This is a genomic window from Streptomyces sp. NPDC006739, from assembly GCF_042869815.1.
GTDB lineage: Bacteria > Actinomycetota > Actinomycetes > Streptomycetales > Streptomycetaceae > Streptomyces.
Genome location: NZ_JBIAGM010000001.1, coordinates 209,100 through 235,174 on the forward strand (window position 1 = coordinate 209,100; position 26,075 = coordinate 235,174).

Sequence of the window (26,075 nt, forward strand, 5' to 3'; positions counted from 1 at the left end):
GGGCCGCCCGCGGCTAGGCCGCGAGACCCAGCGCGGCCATCCGCTTGGTGTGCGCCTCGGTGATCCGCGAGAACATCCGCCCGACCTCCGCCAGGTCGAAGCCGTCCGCGACACCGCCGACCAGCATCGTGGACAGCGCGTCCCGGTCGGCGACCACCCGCTGGGACTGCGACAGGGCCTCGCCCATCAGGCGCCGCGCCCACAGCGCGAGCCGGCCGCCCACCCGCGGGTCGGCGTCGATCGCCGCGCGCACCTTCTCCACCGCGAAGCCGGCGTGCCCGGTGTCGTCGAGGACGGCCAGCACGAGTTCGCGGGTGGCGGAGTCGAGGCGGACCGCGACCTCCCGGTAGAAGTCGCTGGCGATCGAGTCACCGACGTAGGCCTTGACCAGGCCCTCCAGCCAGTCCGAGGGCGCGGTCTGCTTGTGGAAACCGTCGAGCGCGGCGACGAAGGGGTCCATGGCCCCGGTCGGCTCCTCGCCGATCTCGGTCAGCCGGTCCCGCAGCCGCTCGAAGTGGTGGAACTCGGCCGACGCCATCTTCGCCAGCTCCGCCTTGTCCGCGAGCGTCGGCGCCAGCTTGGCGTCCTCGGCGAGGCGCTCGAACGCGGCGAGTTCGCCGTACGCGAGTGCGCCGAGGAGGTCGACGACCGCGGCCCGGTACTGGGGGTCCGCGGAGGCCTGGGCCCAGTCCTGGGCGGCCACTCCGGTGCGTTCGGCGGATGCGTCAGAGGTGTTGTCAGGCGTCGTCATGAAGCGCACAATAGTCCGCTTGCCGGGCCGTGGAAGTCCCTGGTCAATCAGTGTGATGACGACTACGTGACCAAATCGGCCATCGCATGTGCGCGTTTCCGGGGTATGGTGGTAATGCGCCTGCTGAGTAGGTCGATGTTCCTCGACGTACTTCGACAGGCCGCACGCATGAGGATGCCCGGTCGGTGGCCCGATCGGCTCCGACCCGACAGCCCTCCTGACCCGTACGGCACTGTGCGTACGAAAGCCGGAGGGACACCCTCAGCGGTGAGAGCGCTAGAGCGTCGGCAGAGGTCCCGTGCTTTACGGCTGGCCCGAGAGGTTCGCCCGTATGGCAGCCGACGTCCCCCGGCACGGTCCGTCAAAGACCCCCGCGCTCGCCTCGCACCGCGCCACACAGAAGAGGCAGCACCCTGACTACGACGTTTCGAGAACTCGGAATCCTTCCCGAGACCGCCGAGGCCCTGGAGGCCGTCGGCATCGTCTCCCCCTTCCCCATCCAGGAGATGACCCTTCCCGTCGCCCTCTCCGGCACGGACGTCATCGGCCAGGCCAAGACCGGCACCGGAAAGACGCTGGGCTTCGGCCTCCCGCTCCTGGAGCGCGTCACCGTCCCCGCCGACGTCGAGGCCGGACGCGCGGCCCCCGAGGCCCTCACCGACGCCCCGCAGGCGCTCGTCGTCGTCCCCACGCGCGAGCTGTGCACTCAGGTCACCAACGACCTGCTGACCGCGGGCAAGGTGCGCAACGTGCGCGTTCTCGCGATCTACGGCGGCCGGGCCTACGAGCCCCAGGTCGAGGCCCTCAAGCAGGGCGTCGACGTGGTGGTCGGCACCCCGGGCCGGCTGCTGGACCTCGCGGGCCAGAAGAAGCTCAACCTCAAGCACATCAAGTCCCTCGTCCTCGACGAGGCCGACGAGATGCTCGACCTCGGCTTCCTGCCCGACGTCGAGAAGATCATCAACATGCTTCCGGCCAAGCGCCAGACCATGCTCTTCTCGGCCACGATGCCGGGCGCGGTCATCGGCCTGGCCCGCCGCTACATGTCGCAGCCCACGCACATCCGTGCCACCGCGCCGGACGACACGGGCGCGACGGTCGCCAACACCAAGCAGTTCGTCTACCGCGCTCACTCCATGGACAAGCCGGAGATGATCGCCCGCATACTGCAGGCCGACGGCCGCGGACTGGCGATGATCTTCTGCCGTACGAAGCGCACGGCGGCCGACATCGCCGAGCAGCTCCAGAACCGTGGCTTCGCCTCCGGCGCGGTCCACGGCGACCTCGGCCAGGGCGCCCGCGAGCAGGCGCTGCGCGCCTTCCGCAACGGCAAGGTCGACGTCCTCGTCTGCACCGACGTCGCCGCGCGCGGCATCGACGTCGAGGGCGTGACCCACGTCATCAACTACCAGTCCCCCGAGGACGAGAAGACGTACCTGCACCGCATCGGCCGTACGGGCCGCGCGGGCGCGAAGGGTACGGCGATCACGTTCGTGGACTGGGACGACATCCCGCGCTGGCAGCTGATCAACAAGGCGCTGGAGCTGGGCTTCCCGGACCCGGTGGAGACGTACTCCACCTCCCCGCACTTCTTCGAGGACCTGAGCATTCCCGCGGGCACCAAGGGTGTCCTGCCCCGCTCGGAGCGCACCCGCGCCGGGCTGGACGCGGAGGAGCTGGAGGACCTGGGCGAGACCGGCGGCCGTGGCGCACGCGGTCGCGGTGGCCGGGGTGGCGGCCGGGCCGGTCGCGACGAGGCGCCGTCCGCCGAGCGCGAGCGTCCGGCGCGTACGCCCCGCCGTCGCCGCCGCACGCGCAACGGAGCGCCGCTGGAGTCCACCGCGAGCCCCGTCGCGGAGACGGCGGAGACCGGTGGGCCCGAGGAGCCCTCGGCAACCCGTACCCCGCGCCGCCGTCGCCGTACCCGCGGCGGAGCGGCGGAGACGGCCCCCGTGGCGGCCACCGGAACCGCCGAGGCCGTCGAGGCCGTCGAGGCCCAGGTGACCGTGACGGCGGAGACCGCCGTGCAGACGGCGGAGGGTCCGGCCACGATCGAGGCCCCCGAGAAGCCGCGCCGACGCCGCACCCGCAAGACCGCGGAGAGCCCGGTGGCCGAGACCGCGGTGGCCGAGAGCCCGGTGACCGAGGCCGTCGCGCCGGAGGTCACGCCCGAGCCCGAGGCGACACCGCGCCGCCGCACCCGCAAGACGGCGGCGACGGCCGTCGCTGTCGCCGAGCCGGTCGAGGCCACGGCGGAGGCGGCTACGGCGACCAAGCCGCGCCGGACCCGCAAGACCGCGGCCACGGCGACCGCAGCGGAGACGGCGGTAGACACGGCCGAGGCCACCGAGGCCAAGCCGCGCCGCACCCGCAAGACCGCGGCCACCGCTCCGGAAACCCCCGTGGCCGAAGCCGAGGCCGAGGCCAAGCCCAAGGCACGCCGCACGCGTAAGACCGCGGCCACCGCTCCGGAAACCCCCGTGGCCGAAGTCGAAGCCGAGGCCGAGGCCGAGGCCAAGCCCAAGGCACGCCGCACGCGTAAGACCGCGGCCACCGCGATCACTGCCGAGACGGCGGTCGACACGGCCGAGGCCACCGAGGCCAAGCCGCGCCGCACCCGCAAGACCGCGGCCACCACCACGGAAACCCCCGTGGCCGAAACCGCCGTGTCCGAGGCCGAGGCCGAGGTCAAGCCCAAGGCGCGCCGCACCCGCAAGACCGCGGCCACCGCCCCGGAGGCCCCCGTGGGCGAGGTGGCAGCCGAGGTGGCCACCGAGGTCAAGCCCCGGGCGCGTCGGACGCGTAAGGCCGTTGCCGAAACGGTCGTCGCGGAGATTCCGGCACAGGCGACCGAGGAGCCGGTGGTCAAGCCCCGCCGTGCCCGCAAGGCCGTGGCCGGCACCCCGGAAACCCCCGTGGCCGAGGTGGCCGCCGAGGTCAGGCCCAGGGCGCGCCGGACGCGTAAGGCGGCCGCTGTCGTGGAGGCCCCCGAGGCCTGATCCACCGCCTCCGCTCCGCAGGCACCGTCGACGGCCCGGCCCACCCACGTGGGACCGGGCCGTCGGCGCGCCCGCGCCGGATAACCTCTCCCCCATGAGCAGGCCTCCCACCTTCGTGCCGCCCCCCGGCTCGCGCGCGTACTCGCTGTCCACCGCGCGGGGCGAGTTCGCCGTCGTCGACGCGCCCGCGGCCGACGGTGTCGAACCCCGGGGCGTCGCGTTGCTGCTGCCGGGGTTCACCGGCAGCAAGGAGGACTTCAATCCGCTGCACGTGCCGCTGGCCCGGCGCGGATACCGGACGGTGGCCGTGGACGGGCGCGGGCAGTACGAGTCGGACGGCCCCCAGGACGACGAATCCGCCTACGCGCAGGAGGAGTTGGCACGCGACGTGCTGGCGCAGGCGGCGGCGGTCGGCGCGCCCGTGCACCTGCTGGGGCACTCCCTGGGCGGTCAGATCGCGCGCGCGGCCGTACTGCTCGACCCCGAACCGTTCCGGTCGCTGACCCTGATGTCCTCGGGGCCGGCGCAGATCTCCGAGTCCCAGCAGCAGCGGGTGAAGCTGCTGCGGGACGCGCTCACCGTGATGACGATGGCCGAGGTGTGGGACGCCATCCAGGCCATGGAGACCCCGGAGGAGACGGACACCGGCGAACTCGACGGCGGCCTGGACGACCGCGAGGACCTGCGACGCCGCTGGCTGCGCACCAAGCCCGCCCAACTCATCGCCACCGGACGCCAGTTGTGCTCCGAGCCGGACCGGGTCGCCGAACTCGCCGCCCTGCCCCTGCCCTTCCACGTACTGTCGGGCGCGCTGGACGACACCTGGCCGGTGGCGCTGCTCGACGAGATGGCCCTACGGCTGCGGGCTCGCCGTACGGTCGTCGAGGGCGCCGAGCACTCCCCGAACACCGACCAGCCGCTCGCCACGGCCCGCGCGCTCGCCGGTTTCTGGGACGCCCACCCCAGCCGCGGCGCCCATGCGGACCGCGACGCCCATCAGGGCCGCGGTTAGTACTGCGTCTGCAGGTGCTCCCAGAAGCCGTCCCGCAGGGCGCGGCGCAGGTCCGCCTGGCCGCGCAGGGAGTACTGGAGCAGACCCTCGGCCTCGACGAGGAGGTCCTGGTCGACGGAGCCGGGCAGGTAGGGATGGCCGGGGAGCAGTTCCACCAGCGCCTCGCGGCCCCGCGCGGCGAACCACTTCGCCGCGATCTGGGCGCCGACGAAACGGACGTCCTCCCGGGTGGGCCGGCCGGCCGCGGAGTCGTAGGCGGGTGCCGTGCGCCGCGAGACGTACGGCTTGAAGAACTCCAGGTCGAAGGTGCGCTGGCTGTCGACCTCCCAGAGCAGCGGTTCCGCCTGGTTGCGGCCCTCCGGGGCCTCGATGCCCCAGAGGTGGACACGGGCGCCGTACCCCTGCGCCGCCTCCACCGCCGAGACCAGGTCCTCGTCACCGCCGAGCAGGGCCGCGTCACTGATCGCGCGGTGGCGCGCGAGGGACTCCAGGTCGGAGCGGATGAGGGAGTCGACGCCCTTCTGCTGGTTGTTGGCGTTGAGATTGCCGAGGCGGACCTTGACGTCGGGCAGTTCGGCGATGGACTGCTGCTCGGCGGTGTGGATGCGGCGCCGGGCGCCGTCGTACCAGTAGACGCGCAGCAGCCTGCTGTCCGCGAAGATCGTGCGGGCGCGGTCGATGAGCGCCTCGATCAGGCCCTCGGCGTCGAGGTCGAAGGCACGGCGGTCCTCCGTCCCGGCGATCAGCCGGCCCGCGGCCGCGTAGAGGTACCCCGCGTCGACGAAGATCGCGTGAGTGGAGGGCGTCTTCGCCACCTCGGCGAGCATCCGCTGAAGCAGCTCGTTCGTGCGGTCGATACCGGCTCGCAGGGCCGCCAGGTCGTCGTTCATCGCCTCCATTGTCCCGGCGGTCACGCTGTGAACACAACCGGCCCCGGTCGGTCCACCGCGCGAACCGCTTACCAGTCGGTAATTAGTCGTTCGAAAAATTTCTTTAGCGTAGGGAATGTTTGTAACACGCAGCCCGTTGCATACGAGTGACATCAAGTCGCCCCAGTAGTTCTCCTCAGGAGGATGACCAGACGAAGGGAGAGGCCATGCGCTTCGAAATCATGCGACTCGACGAGGTCGACGGCACGACCGTGGACAGCACCGTCGTGGACGCCGCCTCCGTCAACCGGATCGTTCAGCAAGCCGCTGCCATAGGGCAGCGCCTGTGGATCCGGCCGGCCGACACCCCGGCCTCATAACAGACGCGGATCACCGCAAAGCTTCGAAGCCCCCGTACGGCACGGTCGCCGTACGGGGGCTTCGCGCATGCGGGGGGGCTCAGCCGCCGTGGATGACCTGGGTGATCCCGTTGATGATCTGCTGGACGGCGATCGCGGAGAGCATCATGCCCGCGAGCCGGGTCACCAGGACCACGCCGCCGTCCTTGATGACCCTGATGATCAGCAGCGAGTACCGCATGACCAGCCACAGCACGACGTGGATCGCGAGGATCGCGGACCACACGGAGACCTGGGTGGCGACACTGCCGGCCTTCTGCACGGCCAGGATCACGGACACGATCGCTCCCGGGCCCGCCAGCAACGGCATGCCCAGCGGCACGAGCGCCACGTTGACGTCCTTGGTCTGCTTGGGCTCGTCGGTCTTGCCGGTGAGCAGGTCCAGCGCGATCAGCAGGAGCAGCAGGCCGCCCGCGATCATCAGGGCGGGGACGGAGACGTGCAGGTAGTTGAGGATCTGGTGGCCCAGGACACCGAACACGGCGATGACCCCGCCCGCCACGCAGACGGCCTGGAAGGCCATCCGCTTCTGCACCTTGGCCGGGCGGCCGGCGGTCAGCGCGAGGAAGATCGGGGTGATCCCCGGGGGATCCATGATGACAAAGAGAGTGAGGAAGAGGGAGCCGAAGACAGCGACGTCGAACATGGTGGTGGCGGGCCTTGCGGGGAGAGGGACGGACGATGAAGGGGTGGAGCCGGGCCCAGTAGGGGACCGACCCAGGGCGGGGCGGAGCATCAGGCGGGGCGGAGCATCGAGCGGGGCGGAGCATCAGGCGAGGCCCAGACCCACGCAGGGCCCAAGCCCCATGCGGAGCCGAGCCCTGTATGAGGCCCGGCCCCGGGCGGAGCGGAGAGCCCCGTGTCGGGACAAGGACAGGCCACGCGAGGCCGGGCCTCAGGTCAGGGCCGAAGCACCGGGCGGGGCCGGGACTTCATGAGGGCCGGAGTTGCGAGCGGTGCCTGGCCCGGTCAGGGACCGGCCTCGGACGGGGCCGGAGCCTCGCGCGGAGCCGAGCCCCCCACGGGCCCGCGGCCCATACGGAGCCAAGACCCATGCGGGGCCGACCCGGACCGGGGCGGTCCTCTGGCGAAACCGGAGCTTCACGAGGTGCCGAACACCGGGCAGGGAGACGAGCGCCCGAGCCCAGGCCGAAGCCGAAGCCCAACGGGCCGGATTCCATGGGACCGAGGCCGCGAGCGGGGACCCGGGACCCGGAACGGGCGGCGAAACCCCGGGCAGGGGCTGTGCTCCGGGTGGGCGTCAGATTCCGCCGGTGCCCGGGACGGGGAACGCTCCCGTGGCGCGTCGCGTGATCTCGCCGTAGACCTCGGGGTCCGTGGCGTACTGGCCGAGGGAGACCGTCTTGCGGCTGCCGTGGTAGTCCGAGGAGCCGGTGACCAGCAGTCCCAGTTCCTTGGCCAGACCGCGCAGCCGGGCGCGGGCGTCGGCGTCGTGGTCCATGTGGTCGACCTCCAGGCCGTCCAGACCCGCCTCGGCCATCTCGGCGATCCGCGACTCGGGCACCGTACGACCTCGCTTGGCGGCGGCCGGGTGCGCGAACACGCAGACACCGCCGGCGCCCTTGACCAGCCGGATGGCCTCGAAGGGGTCGGTCTCGTGCTTCTCCACGAAGGCCCGGCCGCCGTCGGCCAGCCACTGCTCGGTGAACGCGTCGTCCACCGTGGCCACCACACCCAGCTCGACCAGCGCGGTGGCGACGTGCGGGCGCCCGACCGAGCCGTCCCCGGCGATCCGCCCCACCTGCTCCCAGGTGACCGGAACGCCCAGCTCGTTCAGCTTGGCGATCATGCCCTTGGCCCGGGGCACCCGGTCGTCCCTGACCAGCTCCCGCTCGGCGAGCAGGGCCGGCTCCTCGGGGTCGAAGAGGTAGGCCAGCATGTGCATGGAGACGCCGTCGACACGGCAGGACAGCTCGGCCCCGGTGACCAGGGTGAGCCCCTCGGGCAGCGCGGCCGTCGCCTCGGCATACCCCCGGGTGGTGTCGTGGTCCGTCAGCGCGACGACGTCCAGGCCGGCGCGAGCCGCGTTGCGCACCAACTCGGCAGGGGTGTCCGTGCCGTCGGAGGCCGTGGAGTGGCAGTGCAGGTCGATGCGCACACGGGCTCCAAGCGGTGACGGGACTGACGGGACTGACGCGGTCACCCAAGGATAGCGGGAAGAACGGGGTGCCCTGTCACACCCGCAGGGCCGGTACGCCCCCTACATGGGCTCAGGGCTCCAGCAGCCTCGGCGACAGCGCCCCGCACGGCACCAGGTCTATCTCCGCCCCCGCGTCCCGCAGGTCCGTCAGCACCAGTTCGTCGTACATCAGCAGCCCCGACTGCTCGGGCCACGCCACCGCCCACAGCCACAGCCCGCACGCCTCGCCCGCGAAGACGGCGCGGTCGTCCGGGGTGCCGGTGACATGCCAGAGCGGGGTCGGCCGGCCGGCGGCCAGGACCTTGGCCTGGGGCGGCTTCTCGACGTTCAGATAGGGCCCCGGGTCCGGGCCGTCGATGCCCGCGTACCGCGCGCCGAGACCGACGCCGAGTTCCTCCGCGACCAGGATCAGCTCGCCCATGCCGCCCAACGGGCCGGGCCCGGAGCAGGCCACGGCGGTGGCCCGACCGCCGCTGCGGTCGTCGCCGGCGTAGGCCACGCCCGTGAACAGCCAGCCGACCGGCAACGGCCACGGCATCCAGACGGGCACCTGCGTCCGGTGCACCACCACGCTGAGGGCCTCGACGCTGGGCGGGATCACGGGCTGCAGCGGCTGCACCGTCCCGTGCACATCACACTGCCAGGAATCGGCGAAGAGTCCGGGAGCCCTGACCCGGCCACCACACTTCGGGCAACTGGGTTCGCCCCTCATAGGGCCCCACGGTCCTACCCCTGCCCGCCCACGTCAAGGACGATCACCCGTCCGGAGGGAAGGACCGCGCGGCGGGCGGCGGACCTGCCCACCGGCCAAGACTAGATGCATCTTGCATTAGTTAGCCGCTCTAACGTACTATGTGTATATAGCAACTATCATCCCTGCCTCGGATTGGAGACACCTCATGGCTGACCCCTTCGACGCCGGAGCGGGCGGCATCCTGCGACAGCCCAAGGCGGTGTGGGCCACGGCCGGCGCGTCCGTCGTCGCCTTCATGGGCATCGGACTGGTCGACCCGATCCTCCCGTCCATCGCCCAGGGCCTGCACGCCACCACCAGCCAGGTCTCCCTGCTCTTCACCTCCTACTTCCTGATCACCGCCGTGGCGATGCTGCTCACCGGCTTCGTCTCCAGCCGCATCGGCGGCCGCAGGACGCTGCTGCTCGGCCTGGCCTTCGTGGTGGTCTTCGCGGGCCTGGCCGGCACCTCGGACACGGTCGGCCAGCTCGTCGGCTTCCGGGCCGGCTGGGGCCTGGGCAACGCCCTGTTCGTGTCGACGGCCCTCGCGGTCATCGTCGGCGCGGCCGCGGGAGGAAGCGCGGCGGCGATCCTGCTCTACGAGTCCGCGCTCGGCCTCGGCATGGCCTGCGGCCCGCTGCTCGGAGCGGTGCTCGGCAACATCAGCTGGCGCTACCCCTTCTTCGGCACCGCCACCCTGATGGCGATCGGGTTCCTGTGCATCACGGCGTTCCTGAAGGAACAGCCGAAGCCGGCCCGCAAGACCTCACTCCTGGACCCGCTGAAGGCGCTCGGCCACGGCGGCCTCGCCTCCGCCGCCGTCTCCGCGTTCTTCTACAACTACACGTTCTTCACCGTGCTGGCCTTCACCCCGTTCGTGCTGAACATGACCCCGTACAAGTCGGGTGCGGTGTTCTTCGCCTGGGGTGTGCTGCTCGCCGTCTTCTCGGTGCTCGTGGCACCGCGTCTGCAGGAGCGGTTCGGCTCGCTGAAGGTGCTCGGCGGCTCCCTGGTGCTGCTCGCCGCCGACGTGCTCGTCCTCGGCTACGGCAACCACACCGCGGCCGTCGTCTGCACGATCCTGTCCGGCGCGTTCATCGGCGTGAACAACACGGTCTACACCGAACTCGCCCTGGGCGTCTCGGACGCGCCGCGCCCGGTGGCGAGCGCGGGCTACAACTTCGTGCGCTGGTTCGCGGCCGCCGCGGCCCCCTACTTCGCGCCCAAGATCGAGGAGTGGACCGACATCCACGTCCCGTTCGTGGTCGCGGCGGCGACGGCGGTCCTCGGCGCGCTGGTGGTCGTCGTACGGCGCGAGGCCCTCTCCCACGAGGCGCGGGAGCTGGAGCCGCGGCACGCCACCGAGGACGGCGTCGCGGTCTTCGCGAGCTGAGCCGCCCGCGCCGGCCGAACCTCGGCGAACCGAGGCGAACCGAGGTGAGCCGAGGTGAGCCGTCAACCGTCCGGTGCCGGCCGGGTGTTGGTGAGATGGCTCACGCCGGACTCAGTCCAGCGGGACGGACCTGCGGGAGGGATCCCTCAGGTCCGTCCCGTTCGTCAGCCAGCGCTCCTGGAGGGCCTGCGCGCCGTGCACGCGCTTCCAGGCGGCCTCGTTCGGGGTCATCGGGAGCAGCGGCAGGAACCGTACGGGATCCATCGGCTCCGCCAGCTCCAGATCCTCGACCAGGCCGCCCGGTTCGGCGACCAGGACCGAGGTGAAGGGAGCGCCGGGCCACAGCGGCTCGCCGACGTCGAGGGAGGCGCCGGGGGCCACCACCACGCCCTCCACCTGCGGGGAGGCGGCGAGCACGGCGAGTGGGCGGAGCACCTTGTCGGTGTCGGAGTGGCCGGCGCGGACGGACAGGACCAGCTCGGCGCGGGGGCCCCTGACCGGATCGGCGAGCGTCGCCGTGGGATCCGTCATGGGGTGCGCGGACATGCCGAGCGTGGCGTAACGGATCAGGTCCCCCTCCTGGAAGCGGAGGACCTCGACCCGGTCGGTCCCGAGGAAGGTGACCGCGGCACGCGCGTCGGGCTCCCCCAGCGCCGTACTCAACCTGGCCTCGACCAGCGGCAGAACATCAACCATGCGGTGAGCATAGAACTCGTCAGTACCGGGCAAAGCGGCGCCTTGACAGTTCGGCCGGCTGGTACTCTGGGCCGGTGGTTCGGGGCAGCACGCAGAAGCGTCGCGGTCAGGCCCCGACGCCGACGAGACTCCCTTACGAGGGACCGGCCGGAGGAGGTGGGGCTGTCATGGATCGAAGTCGACCGTGCAGTACCACTCGCTCTTCCGGCTGCTGATGTAGCTGCTCCGGCTGCGCCGCTTCCGCTGCCTGGCTGACGGCCACCTCTCACGCTCGCGCCGCGTCCTACGCGTCATTCGGAAGAGCACTCGTTTCGCTTTGCCTGATCCGTCTGATCTGCATCTGGTCTGCATCAGTTCTGAGTCAGTAGCGAAGTCGCCACCGCGACGATGCGGTGCTCCCCGCTTTGTGGACGTGCCAAACATCCCCAGTGCAGACGTCCTCATTCCGGGTAGTTCCACCCGTCGCCGGCGGTCTTTCGTTGCTCGCCCGCGAAGGAGCCTGCCCATGTCGATGATCCGCGACCTGCGCGCCGTCGTCCGCCCCTCCCGTGTCTCGCTGCGCAAGGACACCGGCCTGCGCAAGGACACCGGTGCGTACGACACCACCCGCGATCCCGGCACACCGTCGGCCGTGGTCGACTGCGCCGTCTACCGCGACGGCGCCCGCGTGCAGAGCGGCAGGCCGCTGACCCCGCAGGAGGCGATGCGGCTGGTGCGCCGCGACGGAGGCTTCGTGTGGATCGGGCTGCACGAGCCGACCGAGGCCGAATTCGCCGGTATCGCGGGCGAGTTCGGGCTGCACCCGCTGGCCGTGGAGGACGCGGTCCAGGCCCACCAGAGGCCCAAGCTGGAGCGCTACGACGACTCGCTCTTCACGGTGTTCAAGACGATCCACTACGTCGAGCACGACCGGCTCACCGCCACCAGCGAGGTCGTGGAGACCGGTGAGGTGATGTGCTTCACCGGCCGGGACTTCCTCATCACCGTCCGGCACGGCGGCCAGGGCTCCCTGCGGGCGCTTCGGCACCGCCTCCAGGACGACCCCGAACTGCTCGCCAAGGGCCCCTCGGCGGTGCTGCACGCCATCGCCGACCACGTCGTCGACGGGTACATCGCGGTCGCGGACGCGCTGCAGGACGACATCGACGACGTGGAGACGGAGGTGTTCTCGCCGGGGCCGGGAGGCGGGGTGTCGCGCGGTGTGGACTCGGCGCGTATCTACCAGCTCAAGCGCGAGGTGATGGAGTTCAAGCGGGCGGTGGCACCGCTGCTGCGGCCCATGCAGCTGCTCAGCGAGCGGCCGATGCGGCTGATCGACCCGGACATCCAGAAGTACTTCCGGGACGTGGCCGACCACCTCGCCCGGGTGCAGGAGCAGGTCGTCGGCTTCGACGAACTGCTGAACTCGGTCCTCCAGGCCAACCTGGCGCAGGCGTCCGTGGCGCAGAACGAGGACATGCGGAAGATCTCCTCCTGGGCGGCGATCTTCGCCGTTCCCACCATGGTCGCCGGGGTCTACGGCATGAACTTCACGAACATGCCCGAACTGCACTGGAAGTACGGCTACCCGGTGATCATGGGCATCACGGTCGTGCTGTGCCTCGGCATCCACCGCACGCTGAAGCGGAACGGCTGGCTGTAGGACCCTCTCGATAGACCCTCTCGATAGGCTGGGCGCATGACAAGTGAGCTGCTCGACCAGGCCCTGATCGAGGAGGCCGCGAAGAAGTCCGGTCTCGTCTGGGTCAGGGGCGCCGGGGCCCCGGCCGCGCGTGCCCTGTGGCATGTGTGGCACGAGGGTGCCGTGTGCCTGGTCGGCGACGGACCCGGTGAGCAGCCGCTGCCCGGTCTGGCCGACGGCGGCTCGGCCGAGGTGACCGTCCGCAGCAAGGACAAGGGCGGCCGGCTGGTGACCTGGACCGCGGCCGTCTCCGAGGTCGCCCCCGGCTCGCCCGAGTGGGAGGCGGCGGTCGCCGAACTGAAGGGCAAGCGGCTGAACGCCCCGGACGGCGAGGCGATGACGGAACGCTGGGCGCGTGAGTGCCGGGTGCTGCGCCTCGCGCCGACGGGGCATACGTCGCCGTTGCCCGAGGGCAGCCTGGCCGAACCGCCGCTGCCGTCCGCGGCGACCACCCGGCGGCCGGCCCCGGCGGGGCTGCCGAGGCTGCTGCTCAGGCGCCGTAAGCCGAAGTAGGACGAGGTGGCGAGGAGACGAGGGAGCGGGAGGTCCTACGACGTCGGCAGCTGCCTGCCGTAGTCCACCGTCTCGCCCGCCGCGGGTTCCGTGACCGCGAAGTCCTTGTCCCAGTCCGCGAAGCGGAGCGTGCCCGCGCCGCCGCCGCGCACCAGGCGGAGCGGATACGGCTTGCCCTGGAGGGAGACGTCCAGGGTGCCGCCGGAGCCGCCGTCGCCGCTGATGCGGACGGTGGGGGTGCCCGACTGGTCGTGCCGACCGTCGGTCGCCAGGGTGCCGTGCAACGTCAGCAGGCCGTCGAGCAGGACGCTCTTGTCCGTGAAGCCGCTGAACTTCTTGTACGAGGGGTCCTGCTGCGGCACTTTGACGTACTTGCCGCCGAGCTTGTCCACGGCCGCCGCGTTCCCGTCGCTGCCGTCGGCGTGGCCCCAGAAGCCCGCGTCGGCCTTCAGGTACAGCTGCTCACCGATCCGCAGCAGCCGGAAGGTCGCCCCCTTCGAGGTCACCGAGCCGGTCCCGCCGTCGGCCTTCAACTGCATGTCGAGGGTGTAGGTGCGCCCGCTGGTGACCACGGTCCCCGACAGCCGTACCGCCGCCGCCGAGTCCGCCGCCGCGCGGCTCTTCGCCTGGATCTGCGCGGCGGGCAGCTTGCCGACCCCGTTCGTGTCCGCGTTCGGATCCCCGCCGCCGCACCCCGCGAGCGTCCCCGTAGCCGTCACGACCAGTACGCAGGCCACCGTCACCGGTGCGGCACGGCGGGTCCGGCGCTGGGGAATCGCAGTCACAGGTGGGGCTGCCTTTCTGACGGGTCCTGAGCGGCGTACGGCAGCGTACCGGTGTGCCGGCCGCCGGGCGGAGCCGGTCCGTCCGGACCGCCCGCCAGAGCACACCGGATCCGCACGGGCTAGCCTGAAGCCCACCGGGCGGGCAATTCGGAAGACGAGCAGGCACGAAGACAAGCAGGCACACAGAGCACGTCACACGCAAAGGAACCACAGACATGGCAGCCGGCGCCCCACGGATCTTCGTCTCGCACCTCGCCGGTGTCCCCGTCTTCGACCCCAGCGGCGACCAGGTCGGCCGGGTACGCGACCTCGTCGTCATGCTCCGCGTCGGCCGCAGGCCCCCGCGCCCGCTCGGGCTGGTCGTCGAACTGTCCACCCGGCGCCGCATCTTCCTGCCCATGACCCGGGTCACCGGCATCGAGTCCGGCCAGGTCATCACCACCGGCGTGGTCAACGTCCGCCGCTTCGAGCAGCGGCCCACCGAACGGCTCGTCTTCGGGGAACTGCTGGACCGGCGGGTGCAGCTGGTGGAGAGCGGCGAGGAGGTCACCGTCCTCGACCTGTCCGTGCAGCAGTTGCCGGCCCGCCGTGAGTGGGAGGTCGACCGCGTCTTCGTGCGCAAGGGGCGCAGGGGCAGCGCCTTCCGGCGGGCGAGGGGGGAGACGCTGACCGTGGAGTGGTCGGCCGTCACCGGGTTCTCCCTGGAGGAGCACGGACAGGGCGCGGAGAGCCTGCTGGCCACCTTCGAACAGCTGCGCCCCGCCGACCTCGCCAACGTGCTGCACCACCTCTCCGCCAAGCGGCGCGCCGAGGTCGCCGCCGCCCTCGACGACGACCGGCTCGCCGACGTCCTGGAGGAGCTGCCGGAGGACGACCAGATCGAGATCCTCGGCAAGCTCAAGGAGGAGCGCGCGGCGGACGTCCTGGAGGCCATGGACCCGGACGACGCGGCCGACCTGCTCTCCGAACTGCCCGAGGACGACAAGGAGCGGCTGCTGAGCCTGATGCAGCCCTCCGACGCGGCCGACATGCGGCGCCTGATGTCGTACGAGGAGCACACGGCCGGCGGTCTGATGACCACCGAACCGATCGTGCTGCGGCCCGACGCCACCGTCGCCGACGCCCTCGCCCGGGTCCGCAACCCCGACCTCTCCCCCGCCCTCGCCGCCCAGGTCTACGTGTGCCGGCCACCGGACGAGACGCCGACCGGGAAGTACCTGGGCACCGTCCACTTCCAGCGGCTGCTGCGCGACCCGCCGTACACCCTGGTCAGCTCGCTCGTCGACGACGACCTGCAACCCCTCGACCCGGACGCCGCGCTGCCCGTCGTCGCCGGGTTCTTCGCCACGTACGACATGGTGGCGGCGCCCGTCGTCAACGAGTCCGGGGCGCTGGTGGGCGCGGTGACCGTGGACGACGTACTGGACCACATGCTGCCGGAGGACTGGCGGGAGACGGAGTTCCACCTGGACGAGGGGGAGGGGGCGGCCGTCCATGACTCCTGAGCGCGACAGCAACCGTGAGCGCACCCCGGCGGGCGCCACCGCCGCCCCCCGCCCGCGCACGCCCCGCCTGGACCAGCCGCGGCCGCCCCGGCGCAGGATCGTGCCCGAATGGGATCCCGAGGCCTTCGGGCGGCTGTCGGAGAAGATCGCGCGGTTCCTCGGCACGGGACGGTTCATCGTCTGGATGACCGTCGTGATCATCGCGTGGGTGGTGTGGAACATCGCCGCACCCCACCACCTGCGCTTCGACAACTACCCCTTCATCTTCCTGACCCTGATGCTGTCCCTCCAGGCCTCCTACGCGGCCCCGCTGATCCTGCTCGCGCAGAACCGGCAGGACGACCGCGACCGGGTCAACCTCGAACAGGACCGCAAGCAGAACGAGCGGTCCATCGCCGACACCGAGTACCTGACCCGCGAGGTCGCCGCGCTGCGCATGGGCCTGGGCGAGGTGGCCACCCGGGACTGGATCCGCTCGGAACTGCAGGACCTGGTCAAGGAGCTGGAGGAGCGGCGGCGGGGGGACGGTCACGCCGGCCACGCCCTATTCCCGGCGGAACGGTCAGAACGGCCACCGGGGCGTGACGCAGACGACCGCTGAGGGGCTACCCGCCGCCCCCTCCGGTCGCCGTACCATCGTCCTTATGGCTACGGAAGACGCGGTGCGCGAGGCACTGGCGACGGTGAACGACCCCGAGATCAACCGACCCATCACCGAACTGGGGATGGTCAAATCGGTGGAGATCGGCGCGGACGGAGCGGTCTCGGTCGCCGTGTACCTGACGGTCTCCGGCTGCCCGATGCGCGACACGATCACGCAGCGCGTCACCGAGGCGGTCTCCCGCCTCGACGGCGTCACCCGCGTCGACGTCACGCTCGACGTGATGAGCGACGAGCAGCGCAAGGAGCTGGCAAGCGCTCTGCGCGGCGGCCAGACCGAGCGCGAGGTCCCGTTCGCCAAGCCCGGCAGCCTGACCCGGGTCTACGCGGTCGCCTCCGGCAAGGGCGGCGTCGGCAAGTCCTCGGTCACGGTCAACCTCGCGGCGGCGATGGCCGCCGACGGCCTGAAGGTCGGTGTCGTCGACGCCGACATCTACGGCCACTCGGTGCCGCGCATGCTGGGCGCCGACGGTCGCCCGACCCAGGTCGAGAACATGATCATGCCGCCGTCCGCGAACGGCGTGAAGGTCATCTCCATCGGCATGTTCACGCCGGGCAACGCCCCGGTCGTCTGGCGCGGCCCGATGCTGCACCGCGCTCTCCAGCAGTTCCTCGCGGACGTGTACTGGGGCGACCTGGACGTGCTGCTGCTTGACCTGCCGCCCGGTACCGGTGACATCGCGATCTCGGTGGCCCAGCTGGTCCCGAACGCCGAGATCCTGGTCGTGACGACCCCGCAGCAGGCGGCGGCCGAGGTGGCCGAGCGCGCGGGTTCCATCGCCGTCCAGACCCACCAGAAGATCGTCGGCGTGGTCGAGAACATGTCCGGGCTGCCCTGCCCGCACTGCGGCGAGATGGTCGACGTCTTCGGTACGGGCGGCGGTCAGACGGTCGCCGACGGGCTGACCCGCACGACCGGCGCGTCCGTGCCGGTCCTCGGCGCCATCCCGATCGACGTGCGGCTCCGTGAGGGCGGCGACGAGGGCAAGCCGGTGGTCCTGACGGACCCGGACTCCCCGGCGGGCTCGGCACTGCGCGCGATCGCGGGCAAGCTGGGCGGACGGCAGCGTGGGCTTTCGGGGCTCTCGCTGGGCATCACGCCCAAGAACAAGTTCTGAGGGCCTGTCCTGAAGGCCCGGTGACGAAGCGGGGGCGCCGAATCCCACCGGCGCCCCGCGATCTCACGCGTACGCGGTGATGTCCTTCACCACGGCGAAGGCCAGCCCGTACGCGCTCATTCCGCGCCCGTAGGCGCCCAGGTGCACGCCCACCTCGGTGGAACCGGCGAGCACCCAGCCGAACTCCGACTCGCGGTAGTGGAACGGCGTCGGCACCCCGTCCACCGGCAGGGACAGCGTGGACCACTCGGGCCCGGCCAGGTCGTCCGCCAGCGCCCAGGCCGTCTCCGTCTGCTGCTCCAGCCAGTCGTCGCGCAGGCTGTGGTCCATCTGGCCGGGCCAGGTGAAGGACAGCAGCCCGACCCCGGCCAGCCAGGCCGCCGAGGAGACGGACGTCGCCTCCAGCAGACCCGTGCCGTCCGCGCTCCGGCGGGACGGATTCGCCGCCACGGTGACCACGACCGCGAACTTCTCCCTGGGCTCGTCCGTGGACGCGGCGATGTGCTCGTTGCGTACGGTGGGCTCGTCACCGTGCCCTATCGACCCGTGCTCGACGGCACCGTCGGCCGCCGTACCGACCTGCATCAGCCAACGCGGCCCCGCGAAGGCCTCGTCGAGGCCGTACCACGGGAAGGGCGCCTCCAGGTAGGCGCCGACCGTGCGCCGGTTGGAGGGGACCTGTTGTCCGCCCTCCGCCGCCGGCGGCTCCGCGCCCACCCGACTTGTCGTCTCCATGTGCCGGACGCCTCCTCGCTCTCGTCGGACCGGGGCGGCCCGCCCCCCTTCGGGCGTACTCCTCCGGTCCGCACAACAACTCGGCAGCATATCCACACCGCTGAGAGCCGCTGTGAAGCCGCCCGGCGCGTGAGCCGCGCGGGCGGCCCGTTCACGCCGTGGGTGCAGCCATGTGGCTAGGTGGCGTCCGCGTCGAAGGGCGGCCGCTCGTCCTTGCCGGGGTCCTCCGGCTTCTTGGTCATGTCGATGCGCCCACCGGACGAAGAGGAGGACGACGAGGAAGACGGGGACGACGAGGACGGGGACGACGGCGAGGAGGTGTCGCTCTCGCGGCCCTGTACGACGTCCGTGATCTCGGCCATCTCCTTCTTCAGGTCGAAGCCGTTGCGGATCTCCTTCAGCCCCAGCTCGTCGTTGTCCAGCTGCTTGCGCAGGAACGCCTTCGGGTTGAGGTCGTCGAACTCGAAGTCCTTGAACTCGGGACCCAGTTCGCTGCGGATGTCCGCCTTGGCGCTCTCCGAGAACTCACGGATCTTCCGGATCGTGCGCGTCACGTCCTGGATGACCTTCGGGAGCTTGTCCGGACCGAAGATGAGCACGGCGAGCACAATGAGCGTCACCAGCTCTAGCGGCCCTATGTCATTGAACACCTGAAGCTCCTTGCGATGTCCTCGGTCGCTCAACGGTACCCGGCGTACCAGTCGGATCGGTACCGTCCCGAGGTGAGACTTCTGTCAGTTCCGGTCGGACGCTCCGAGCACCAGCGAGACCTCCCGCGTCCCGCCGTCGCCGCGGACGGTGAGACGCAGGCGGTCGCCGGGGCGGTGGGCGCGGGTCCTGACGATCAGCTCCTCGGCGGAGTGCACGCCGACGCCGTCCACCTCGGTGATGACGTCGCCCGCCTTCAGGCCCGCCGTGTCACCCGGGCCGCCCTTGGTGACCGCCGGGCCGCCGTCCGCCCCCTGGGTGTCTATGCGGGCGCCCTCGCCGGTGTAGCTCATGTCGAGGGTGACACCGATCACCGGGTGCGTGGCCTTTCCCTTGCTGATCAGCTGTTCGGCGACGCGCCGGGCCTGGTTGACCGGGATGGCGAAGCCCAGGCCGATGGAGCCCGCCTGGCCGTCCTGGCTGTCGGTTCCGTCGGCGGCCGAGCGGATGTCCGAGTTGACGCCGATGACCAGGCCCTGGGAGTCGAGGAGTGGGCCGCCTGAGTTGCCGGGGTTGATGGGGGCGTCGGTCTGCAGCGCGTCGACGTACGACACGTCGCTCCCGTCGCCCTTGTCGCCGCCGGCGGTGACGGGCCGCTCCTTGGCGCTGATGATGCCGGAGGTGACGGTGTTGGCCAGGTCGAAGGGGGCGCCGATGGCGACGACGGGGTCGCCGACGTGGACGTCGTCGGAGTTCCCGAGGGGCATGGGCGTGAGCCCGCGCACGCCCTGGACCTGTACGACGGCGAGGTCGTAACCGCTGTCGCGGCCGATCACCTTCGCCCTGGCGGTGTCGCCGCTGCTGAACGTCACGGTTATCCCGACGCCGGTCCCGGCGGACTCGACGACGTGGTTGTTGGTGAGGATGTGGCCCCGGGTGTCGAGCACGAAACCGGTGCCGGTGTCCTGTTCGCCACCGCCGCCCACGTGCAGGGTGACGACGCCGGGCAGGGCCCGGGCGGCGATCCCGGCCACGCTGTCCGGCGCCCGTCCGGCGGGCACCTTCCCGGCCCGCGGCAGTTGTACGCCGCCGAGACCGCCGTTGCGCTCCAGCCAGGCACCGGCGATCCCGCCGCCGGCCCCGGCGGTCACGGCGATCACCAGAGCCCAGCCGAGAAGCACCCCCCTGGACCGGCTACGAGGCCGCCGCTCGGCCGCCACGGCATCCCCGGTCTGCTGAAGCGGCGCCGGCACGGCCCAGGGGTCGTACCGCTGCCAAGGCGCCGGGGTGGCATCCCCCGCGGACGAGGGAGGCGTCGACGGGTGTGCCGCCGGGTGCTGCACGGGCGGGGCGGGCGCCCAGGGGCCCGGGCCGCCGTAGGGCGGGGTGCTGTAGGGGTCGGGGTCGTGCAGGGGCTTCGGGCAGTCGGCGCGGGGGCCTACCGGACCTGCGTCCGGGCCCGCCAGACCTCCGGCGGTGCCCGCCGGACCTGCGTCGAGGCCCGCCGGACCTCCGGCAGAGTCTGCCGGACCTGCAGCGGCGTCTCCCGGACCTGCGGCAGAGCCTGCCAGACCCCCGGCGGGGCCCGCCGGGCCTGCGTCGAGGCCTGCCGGACCTGCGGCAGAGTCTGCCGGACCTGCAGCGGCGTCTCCCGGACCTGCGGCAGAGCCTGCCAGACCCCCGGCGGGGCCCGCCGGGGGTGCGGCAGAGCCTGCCAGACCCCCGGCGGGGCCCGCCGGACCTGCGGCAGAGCCTGCCGGACCTGCGGCAGAGCCTGCCAGACCCGCAGCGGCGTCTCCCGGACCTGCGGCAGAGCCTGCCAGACCCGCAGCGGCGTCTCCCGGACCTGCGGCAGAGCCTGCCGGACCTGCGGCAGAGCCTGCCAGACCCCCGGCGGAGCCCGCCGGACCTGCAGCGGCGTCTCCCGGACCTGCGGCAGAGCCTGCCAGACCCCCGGCAGGTCCTGCCGGACCGGTGGGCGGTGCCACCGGTACGTCCACGGTCCCCGCCGGCCTCGCCAGCTCGAAGTCGCCGTCGGTGTCCTGGGGAGCGGACCGGGGACCGGATGCCCCGGCCGGTGTCGCCGCGCTGTCCGCCCCCGGCTCCCGTTCCGGACCCGCCGGTGTGTCTGCCTGCCCGTCCCCGGGCGGGACACCGTTCCCCTTGTCCATGCTCTCCCCACAGCCGGCCGCGGAACGTCGGCTCCGCGCCGGACCACCGGCGCGGGCGCGCGGCCCTCACCGGATTCAACCAGGTTCGCGGCCGGGGACGCAGTGGCTGGTCAGGGAGCCGACGGAGAGGGGGAGGCGGAGGAGGAGGGGGAGGGAGCGGACGCGGGGTCGGGGACGGGCGCGGACAGCAGGCTGGGCCCGGTCACCCCGGGGGCCGTGGACCAGGAGGTGAGGGCGAACGGCGGGGTCGCGGTCAGCGAACGTATCAGCGGGGAGACGGCGGCCGCACCGGCCATCACCGGCGTGGTCAGCTCATGGGCGGTGTCCTGGAGCCGGCCCGCGCCCGGCGCCGGTACGCCCGGCAGCAACGGTGCCGACACCGACGTGGGCGCCACCGGTGCCCCGCCGAGCGCCGCGCCCTGCGCGAGCAGCGGACCCACCGTGCGGCGGCGCTGTGTGTCCGCCGACGCGGCCCCCGCACCCGCCGCACGCGACGGGATCACATTGCTGCCGGCCCCGGCCCCGCCGCGCGCGTCCGCCGAGGTGTCGGTGGGGATGCCGGTGGTCACACCGCCGAGGGCGACCGCGGCCAGCGACACCGCCCCGGCGGCGACGAACGCGAACCTGAGGCCGCGCGAGGCGGACCGGTCGGCGTCCGGACGGCCGACGGGGTGGATACGGAAACCACGGTCCTCCGGCGCGGTGTGCGGGCCGGCGGGGACGTAGCCGAACTCGAAACGGTCGCCGCGGTTCACGTCGAAGACGCCGGCGTCGGCCCCCCGTCCGGAGAACCCTCCCCCGTCGAGCGGCGTGCCACCGCCGTCGAGGTCACCTCCCCCGGGAAGCCCCTGGAGGCGGGCCAGGAAGCTCTCGGAGGGCGGCGGGGGCGCCGCTTCCGCGAAGACGTTCTTCAGCCGGCGCTGGGCGTCCGCCTCCGCCTTGCACCGGGCACAGGTGGCCAGGTGGGCGAGGACGCGTTCGCGCGACTCATGACCGAGCTCTCCGTCCACCAGGGCGGAGAGGCGGTCTCCCAGGTGCTGCTCTGCCAGTTGTCGCCCGGCAGGTTTCGGCCGTGATCCACTCACGCGGTCGCGCCCCCTCCTCCCAGTGCGGGAATGCGGGGCACGAAGGACCGGCGCTCGGCGGTCCTGGCCTGGGGCGCGCGGTGGGCGAGGGCCTTGCGCAGCTGGGAGCGGCCGCGGTGGATGCGCGAGCGGACCGTGCCGAGCTTCACACCGAGGGTGGCGGCGATCTCCTCGTACGACAGTCCCTCGATGTCGCACAGGACGACCGCGGCGCGGAACTCCGGCGCGAGGGTGTCGAGGGCCTGCTGGACGTCCGCGTCGAAGTGGGCGTCGTTGAAGACCTGCTGCGGAGTGGGTTCGCGGCTGGGCAGGCGCTCGGCCGCGTCCTCCCCGAGCGCGTCGAACCGGATGCGCTGCTTGCGCCGGACCATGTCCAGGAAGAGGTTGGTCGTGATGCGGTGCAGCCAGCCCTCGAAGGTGCCCGGCGTGTACGTCGACAGGGAACGGAAGACACGGACGAAGACCTCCTGCGTGAGGTCCTCGGCGTCGTGCTGGTTGCCCGTGAGGCGGTACGCCAGCCGGTAGACCCGGCCGCTGTGCGTGCTGACGATCTCCTCCCACGTGGGCGGAGTCCACGCCTGCCCGTCCGCGTCGGTGGAGAAGGTCGCGGTCTGGGGGTCGCCCGCGGCGAAGCCGGTGGCGGCGTGGCTGTGGTCAGCGATGTTGTTCACGGATTTCGGCCTGCCCGCCGACCCGAGGAAGCGCCGCAGCACTCCTCCCCGATCCACAGGTGCGGCCGCACCTCCCCTGTCGGCTCTGGTGGTGTCCAGTGGAGCCCCTACCATAGCCACCTCGCCCGTTAGCTCCGGATAAGCGGTTTTACGAGAATTTGATTCTGGCCCATGGTGTCCCCACTGCCGGGCCACTCCTTTTAACGCCCGGTCCCATCTGCGGGTTCCCGACGCCAACGGATACAGTCACGCCCAGGCAACCAGGGGACGGGAGAGGGTCATTACCGCCAACCGGCAGACGAGCTGGGCGTTCGCCGACGCCTTTGTCGCCGAGGACGAAGCGCTGCGCTGGGCCCGCGACCGGGCCCGCGAGGCAGGGCTGCGCTCGGTGTCGCCCGGCACGGGCGCCGCGCTGGGGTTGCTCGCCGCCACCGTGGAAGCGAAGGCGGTGGCGGAGATCGGCACCGGTACCGGGGTGTCCGGCCTCCATCTGCTGCACGGCATGCGCCCGGACGGCGTGCTGACCACCGTCGACCCGGAGCCGGAGCACCAGCAGTTCGCCCGGCAGGCCTTCCGGGCCTGCGGGTTCGCCAGCAACCGGGCCCGATTCATCCCGGGGCGCGCCCTGGAGGTGCTGCCCCGGCTCGCGGACGCCGGGTACGACCTCGTCTTCTGCGACGGCGACCGTCTGGAGTACCTGGACTACCTCGCTGAATCGTTGCGCCTGCTGCGTCCGGGCGGTCTGGTGGTCTTCGAGGGGGTCTTCGCGCACGGCCGCACGATCGACTCGGGGCCGCAGCCGACCGAGGTGCTGCGGCTGCGCGAGCTGCTGCGCACGGTCCGGGAGAGCCAGGAACTGGTGACGTCGCTGCTGCCGGTGGGCGACGGCCTGCTGTGCGCCGTCAAGCGCTGACCCGGGGCCCGCGGCGCCGGTCCGGGAAGGCAACCGCCCCGGTACCGCGTGCGGTACCGGGGCGGCCGGAAGGTTGGGATCGCCGGTGCGTCAGACGACGACCTTCTTGAGGGCGTCGCCAAGCGCCTCGGCCTCGTCAGGGGTCAGCTCGACGACGAGCCGACCGCCGCCTTCGAGCGGAACGCGCATGACGATGCCCCGCCCCTCCTTGGTCACCTCGAGCGGGCCATCACCCGTTCGCGGCTTCATGGCCGCCATGCTCGTTCCCCTTCCTGAAACCCAGCTCAACGTCAGCCGACGGCCCTGGAGGGCATGCGCGGTCCGACAGGACACGCGACACCGGCATCGAACACATTGCTTCCCAGCCATTATCCCGCATCTCAGGACCCGATGACCAACATCAGAAGGCATCGCTTGGGCAACGCGCGCGAGCAAAACCACTCAATTCGGCGATGTGACTGCGATACTGCGTCGCCGCACCGACCCTGGCCGGCCGCACCCGGAGCGGCAATCTTTGACGCAGGTCACACGTCGGGTCCGGTCCCCGGGCGGCGATCTCCGCCATGCTGTCCTTCAGACAACGGCGTACCGAGCGGTACGTCGGAGCCGCGACACCGGAGGGGATACGCCATGGCCGACACCGTGCTCTACGAGGTGAGCGACGGGCTCGCGACGATCACGCTGAACCGCCCGGAGGCGATGAACGCGCTGAACATCGCGACCAAGGTCGCCCTCCGGGAGGCGGTCGAGTCCGCGGCCGGCGACACCGCCGTACGGGCGGTGCTGCTGACCGCGGCCGGCGACCGGGCGTTCTGCGTGGGCCAGGACCTCAAGGAGCACATCGGGCTGCTGGCCGCCGACCGGGAGACCGGGTCGCGGCACACGATGAGCACGGTGGTGGAGCACTACAACCCGATCGTGCGGGCCCTGGCCGGGGCGGCGAAGCCGGTGGTCGCCGCGGTGAACGGGGTCGCGGCCGGGGCCGGCTTCGGTTTCGCGCTCGCCGCGGACTACCGGGTGGTGGCGGACACGGCGGCCTTCAACACCTCGTTCGCCGGGGTCGCGCTGACCGCCGACTCGGGTGTCTCGTGGACGCTGCCCCGGGTGGTCGGCCCGGCCCGGGCGGCCGACCTGCTGCTCTTCCCGCGCAGCATCAGCGCCCAGGACGCCCACGAGCTGGGGATCGCCAACCGTGTGGTGCCCTCGGCCGAGCTGCGCGCCGAGGCCGAGAAGGTGGCCCGGGCGCTGGCCGAGGGGCCGACGGTGGCGTACGCGGCGCTCAAGGAGGCGGTGGCCTACGGGCTGACGCACTCCCTGGAGGAGACGCTGCAGAAGGAGGACGAGCTGCAGACCCGCGCGGGGCGGTCCGAGGACCACGCCATCGCCGTCCAGTCCTTCGTCAACAAGGAGAAGCCGAAGTACCTGGGCCGCTGACCCTTCCCCGAGCGGGCCGTTCTCAGGCGCCGCGCGGGCCGGTTCTGCCGACGCACTGCTCCAGGTGGTCGTCGACCAGCCCGCACGCCTGCATCAGCGCGTACGCCGTCGTCGGACCGACGAACCGCAGACCGCGCTTCTTCAGGGCCTTCGACAGGGCCGTGGACTGCGGGGTGACCGCGGGCACGTCGGCCAGGGTCCTCGGCACCGGGCGGCCCGCCGGGTCGGGGGCGTGCGACCAGATCAGCTCGTCCAGCTCGCCCGGGGCCCAGTCGGCGAGCACCCGCGCGTTGGCCAGGGTCGCGTCGATCTTGGCGCGGTTGCGGATGATGCCGGGGTCGGCGAGCAGCCGGTCGCGGTCCTCGTCGGTGAAGGCCGCGACCTTCTGGATCCGGAAGCCGGCGAAGGCGGCGCGGAAGCCCGGGCGGCGGCGCAGGATGGTGATCCAGGACAGGCCGGACTGGAAGGCCTCCAGGCTGACCCGCTCGAAGAGGGCGTCGTCGCCGTGGACCGGGCGGCCCCACTCCTCGTCGTGGTACGACACGTAGTCCGGGGTGGACAGGGCCCAGGGGCAGCGCAGCACGCCGTCGGCCCCGGCGAGGGCGGCACCGTCGCTCACCGCTGGTCCTCCGGTCCGGGCCGCTCGGTGCGGGCGTGCGCGGCGGCCTGGGCGCCGGCCAGCGCGGACTCCAGGTCCGCGATGCGGGCGTCCCGCTCGGCGAGTTCGGCGCCGAGGCGGCCGAGGGCGTCGTCGACGTCGGCCATGCGGTAGCCGCGCGCGGCCAGCGGGAAGCGCAGGCTCTCCACGTCCGCCCGGCCGACGGGGCGGTCCGGGGGCAGCGGGTCGTGCAGCCGCTCCGGCGCCGCCTCCGGCAACGGACCGCTCTCGCCGCCGCCCACCACGGCGAGTGTCACCGCGGCCACCACGACGGCGAGCGCGACGACCAGGAACAAGAACATAACCATCGCTGAGGGTCCCCACGCTCGGTGTGCCGCACGGTCTGCCGCGGCACGGTGTGCTCGGTGCGCACGCTGTCGAAAGTATCCGGCTCCGATCGTGCCATGCGAGTCTGACAGTCGGGGTCGCAGGCGACCGTACTGCGGGACGCACCAGGAGAGGTCA

Annotated in this window: 26 protein-coding genes; 11 read left to right on the forward strand and 15 right to left on the reverse strand. The window is 72.1% G+C overall.

Annotation, left to right across the window (positions count from 1 at the left end; genetic code table 11):
* Positions 1 to 13 precede the first annotated feature (13 nt).
* On the reverse strand, positions 14 to 751 hold the full coding sequence (locus ACFYMM_RS00965; RefSeq protein WP_388382473.1) for a ferritin-like fold-containing protein: 738 nt from the start codon (positions 749 to 751) through the stop codon (positions 14 to 16).
* A gap of 506 nt (positions 752 to 1,257) precedes the next feature.
* Between ACFYMM_RS00965 and ACFYMM_RS00970 the strand changes: the two genes are divergently transcribed.
* Together ACFYMM_RS00970 and ACFYMM_RS00975 are read left to right on the forward strand one after the other, a co-directional pair.
* Positions 1,258 to 3,750, forward strand: coding sequence for a DEAD/DEAH box helicase (locus ACFYMM_RS00970; protein ID WP_388382475.1), 2,493 nt, complete (start codon positions 1,258 to 1,260; stop codon positions 3,748 to 3,750).
* A gap of 94 nt (positions 3,751 to 3,844) precedes the next feature.
* Entirely contained in the window at positions 3,845 to 4,762 is a 918-nt protein-coding gene (locus ACFYMM_RS00975) for an alpha/beta fold hydrolase (RefSeq protein ID WP_388382477.1), read from the forward strand.
* Here ACFYMM_RS00975 and ACFYMM_RS00980 read toward each other — a convergent pair.
* Entirely contained in the window at positions 4,759 to 5,652 is an 894-nt protein-coding gene (locus ACFYMM_RS00980; RefSeq protein WP_388382479.1) for an NYN domain-containing protein, read from the reverse strand. The two genes, ACFYMM_RS00975 and ACFYMM_RS00980, sit on opposite strands and share 4 nt — an antisense overlap.
* Before the next feature lie 206 nt (positions 5,653 to 5,858).
* Here ACFYMM_RS00980 and ACFYMM_RS00985 point away from each other — a divergent pair, with 206 nt between their 5' ends.
* Positions 5,859 to 6,011, forward strand: coding sequence for a hypothetical protein (locus ACFYMM_RS00985; protein ID WP_018571269.1), 153 nt, complete (start codon positions 5,859 to 5,861; stop codon positions 6,009 to 6,011).
* Positions 6,012 to 6,090: 79 nt separating this feature from the next.
* Here the strand turns inward: ACFYMM_RS00985 and ACFYMM_RS00990 are convergent, their stop codons facing one another.
* From ACFYMM_RS00990 to ACFYMM_RS01000, 3 genes are all read right to left on the reverse strand, one after another.
* Positions 6,091 to 6,696 (reverse strand): MarC family protein, encoded by a 606-nt coding sequence (locus tag ACFYMM_RS00990; RefSeq protein WP_388382481.1) that lies wholly within the window; start codon positions 6,694 to 6,696, stop codon positions 6,091 to 6,093.
* A gap of 615 nt (positions 6,697 to 7,311) precedes the next feature.
* Positions 7,312 to 8,169 carry a PHP domain-containing protein gene (locus tag ACFYMM_RS00995; RefSeq protein WP_388382483.1) on the reverse strand — a complete coding sequence of 286 codons (858 nt, stop codon included), beginning with the start codon at positions 8,167 to 8,169 and terminating at the stop codon, positions 7,312 to 7,314.
* 112 nt (positions 8,170 to 8,281) lie between these two features.
* On the reverse strand, positions 8,282 to 8,923 hold the full coding sequence (locus tag ACFYMM_RS01000; protein ID WP_388382485.1) for a DUF6758 family protein: 642 nt from the start codon (positions 8,921 to 8,923) through the stop codon (positions 8,282 to 8,284).
* Between the two features lie 187 nt (positions 8,924 to 9,110).
* Between ACFYMM_RS01000 and ACFYMM_RS01005 the strand changes: the two genes are divergently transcribed.
* On the forward strand, positions 9,111 to 10,337 hold the full coding sequence (locus tag ACFYMM_RS01005) for an MFS transporter (RefSeq protein WP_388382487.1): 1,227 nt from the start codon (positions 9,111 to 9,113) through the stop codon (positions 10,335 to 10,337).
* Positions 10,338 to 10,448: 111 nt separating this feature from the next.
* Here ACFYMM_RS01005 and ACFYMM_RS01010 read toward each other — a convergent pair whose 3' ends face one another.
* Complete coding sequence (locus ACFYMM_RS01010; protein WP_388382488.1) at positions 10,449 to 11,033, reverse strand: suppressor of fused domain protein; 585 nt, start codon at positions 11,031 to 11,033, stop codon at positions 10,449 to 10,451.
* Between the two features lie 505 nt (positions 11,034 to 11,538).
* Here ACFYMM_RS01010 and ACFYMM_RS01015 point away from each other — a divergent pair.
* Entirely contained in the window at positions 11,539 to 12,675 is a 1,137-nt protein-coding gene (locus tag ACFYMM_RS01015; RefSeq protein ID WP_388382490.1) for a magnesium and cobalt transport protein CorA, read from the forward strand.
* Between the two features lie 36 nt (positions 12,676 to 12,711).
* Positions 12,712 to 13,227, forward strand: a complete 516-nt coding sequence (locus tag ACFYMM_RS01020; protein ID WP_388382492.1) for a hypothetical protein — start codon at positions 12,712 to 12,714, stop codon at positions 13,225 to 13,227.
* A 35-nt stretch (positions 13,228 to 13,262) separates the two neighbouring features.
* Here ACFYMM_RS01020 and ACFYMM_RS01025 read toward each other — a convergent pair whose 3' ends face one another.
* Positions 13,263 to 14,012, reverse strand: coding sequence for a hypothetical protein (locus ACFYMM_RS01025; RefSeq protein WP_388382493.1), 750 nt, complete (start codon positions 14,010 to 14,012; stop codon positions 13,263 to 13,265).
* Between the two features lie 215 nt (positions 14,013 to 14,227).
* On the opposite strand from ACFYMM_RS01025, the gene ACFYMM_RS01030 reads away from it, so the two are divergent.
* Genes ACFYMM_RS01030 through ACFYMM_RS01040 form a run of 3 tightly spaced genes read left to right on the forward strand, consistent with a single transcriptional unit; the run spans position 14,228 to position 17,295 of the window.
* Positions 14,228 to 15,517: a magnesium transporter MgtE N-terminal domain-containing protein gene (locus ACFYMM_RS01030; protein ID WP_388382495.1), complete on the forward strand. Its 1,290-nt coding sequence runs from the start codon at positions 14,228 to 14,230 to the stop codon at positions 15,515 to 15,517.
* Positions 15,507 to 16,118 (forward strand): DUF1003 domain-containing protein, encoded by a 612-nt coding sequence (locus tag ACFYMM_RS01035; protein ID WP_388382496.1) that lies wholly within the window; start codon positions 15,507 to 15,509, stop codon positions 16,116 to 16,118. The genes ACFYMM_RS01030 and ACFYMM_RS01035 overlap by 11 nt, the downstream gene beginning before the upstream one ends.
* 43 nt (positions 16,119 to 16,161) lie before the next feature.
* A complete protein-coding gene (locus ACFYMM_RS01040) occupies positions 16,162 to 17,295 on the forward strand; it encodes an Mrp/NBP35 family ATP-binding protein (RefSeq protein ID WP_388382498.1) in 1,134 nt (377 codons plus the stop codon).
* 63 nt (positions 17,296 to 17,358) lie between these two features.
* Here ACFYMM_RS01040 and ACFYMM_RS01045 read toward each other — a convergent pair whose 3' ends face one another.
* From ACFYMM_RS01045 to sigE, 5 genes are all read right to left on the reverse strand, one after another.
* The gene (locus tag ACFYMM_RS01045) at positions 17,359 to 18,030 is read right to left on the reverse strand and encodes a hypothetical protein (protein ID WP_388382500.1); all 672 of its coding nucleotides are present in this window, start codon (positions 18,028 to 18,030) and stop codon (positions 17,359 to 17,361) included.
* A gap of 176 nt (positions 18,031 to 18,206) precedes the next feature.
* Complete coding sequence (locus ACFYMM_RS01050) at positions 18,207 to 18,680, reverse strand: sec-independent translocase (RefSeq protein ID WP_388382501.1); 474 nt, start codon at positions 18,678 to 18,680, stop codon at positions 18,207 to 18,209.
* A gap of 84 nt (positions 18,681 to 18,764) precedes the next feature.
* On the reverse strand, positions 18,765 to 20,354 hold the full coding sequence (locus ACFYMM_RS01055; RefSeq protein ID WP_388383282.1) for a trypsin-like peptidase domain-containing protein: 1,590 nt from the start codon (positions 20,352 to 20,354) through the stop codon (positions 18,765 to 18,767).
* A gap of 605 nt (positions 20,355 to 20,959) precedes the next feature.
* A complete protein-coding gene (locus ACFYMM_RS01060) occupies positions 20,960 to 21,934 on the reverse strand; it encodes an anti-sigma factor family protein (RefSeq protein ID WP_388382503.1) in 975 nt (324 codons plus the stop codon).
* Entirely contained in the window at positions 21,931 to 22,647 is a 717-nt protein-coding gene (gene sigE / locus ACFYMM_RS01065) for an RNA polymerase sigma factor SigE (protein ID WP_388383284.1), read from the reverse strand. Before sigE ends, ACFYMM_RS01060 begins: the two co-directional genes overlap by 4 nt.
* Before the next feature lie 175 nt (positions 22,648 to 22,822).
* Between sigE and ACFYMM_RS01070 the strand changes: the two genes are divergently transcribed.
* Positions 22,823 to 23,518 carry an O-methyltransferase gene (locus ACFYMM_RS01070; RefSeq protein ID WP_388383286.1) on the forward strand — a complete coding sequence of 232 codons (696 nt, stop codon included), beginning with the start codon at positions 22,823 to 22,825 and terminating at the stop codon, positions 23,516 to 23,518.
* Positions 23,519 to 23,608: 90 nt separating this feature from the next.
* Here the strand turns inward: ACFYMM_RS01070 and ACFYMM_RS01075 are convergent, their stop codons facing one another.
* The gene (locus ACFYMM_RS01075; RefSeq protein ID WP_018544333.1) at positions 23,609 to 23,776 is read right to left on the reverse strand and encodes a DUF3117 domain-containing protein; all 168 of its coding nucleotides are present in this window, start codon (positions 23,774 to 23,776) and stop codon (positions 23,609 to 23,611) included.
* Positions 23,777 to 24,148: 372 nt separating this feature from the next.
* Between ACFYMM_RS01075 and ACFYMM_RS01080 the strand changes: the two genes are divergently transcribed.
* Complete coding sequence (locus ACFYMM_RS01080) at positions 24,149 to 24,952, forward strand: enoyl-CoA hydratase/isomerase family protein (protein WP_388382505.1); 804 nt, start codon at positions 24,149 to 24,151, stop codon at positions 24,950 to 24,952.
* A 22-nt stretch (positions 24,953 to 24,974) separates the two neighbouring features.
* Here ACFYMM_RS01080 and ACFYMM_RS01085 read toward each other — a convergent pair whose 3' ends face one another.
* Together ACFYMM_RS01085 and ACFYMM_RS01090 are read right to left on the reverse strand one after the other, a co-directional pair.
* Positions 24,975 to 25,571: a DNA-3-methyladenine glycosylase I gene (locus tag ACFYMM_RS01085; protein ID WP_388382507.1), complete on the reverse strand. Its 597-nt coding sequence runs from the start codon at positions 25,569 to 25,571 to the stop codon at positions 24,975 to 24,977.
* The gene (locus tag ACFYMM_RS01090; RefSeq protein WP_388382509.1) at positions 25,568 to 25,918 is read right to left on the reverse strand and encodes a DivIVA domain-containing protein; all 351 of its coding nucleotides are present in this window, start codon (positions 25,916 to 25,918) and stop codon (positions 25,568 to 25,570) included. The genes ACFYMM_RS01085 and ACFYMM_RS01090 overlap by 4 nt, the downstream gene beginning before the upstream one ends.
* Positions 25,919 to 26,075 lie beyond the last annotated feature (157 nt).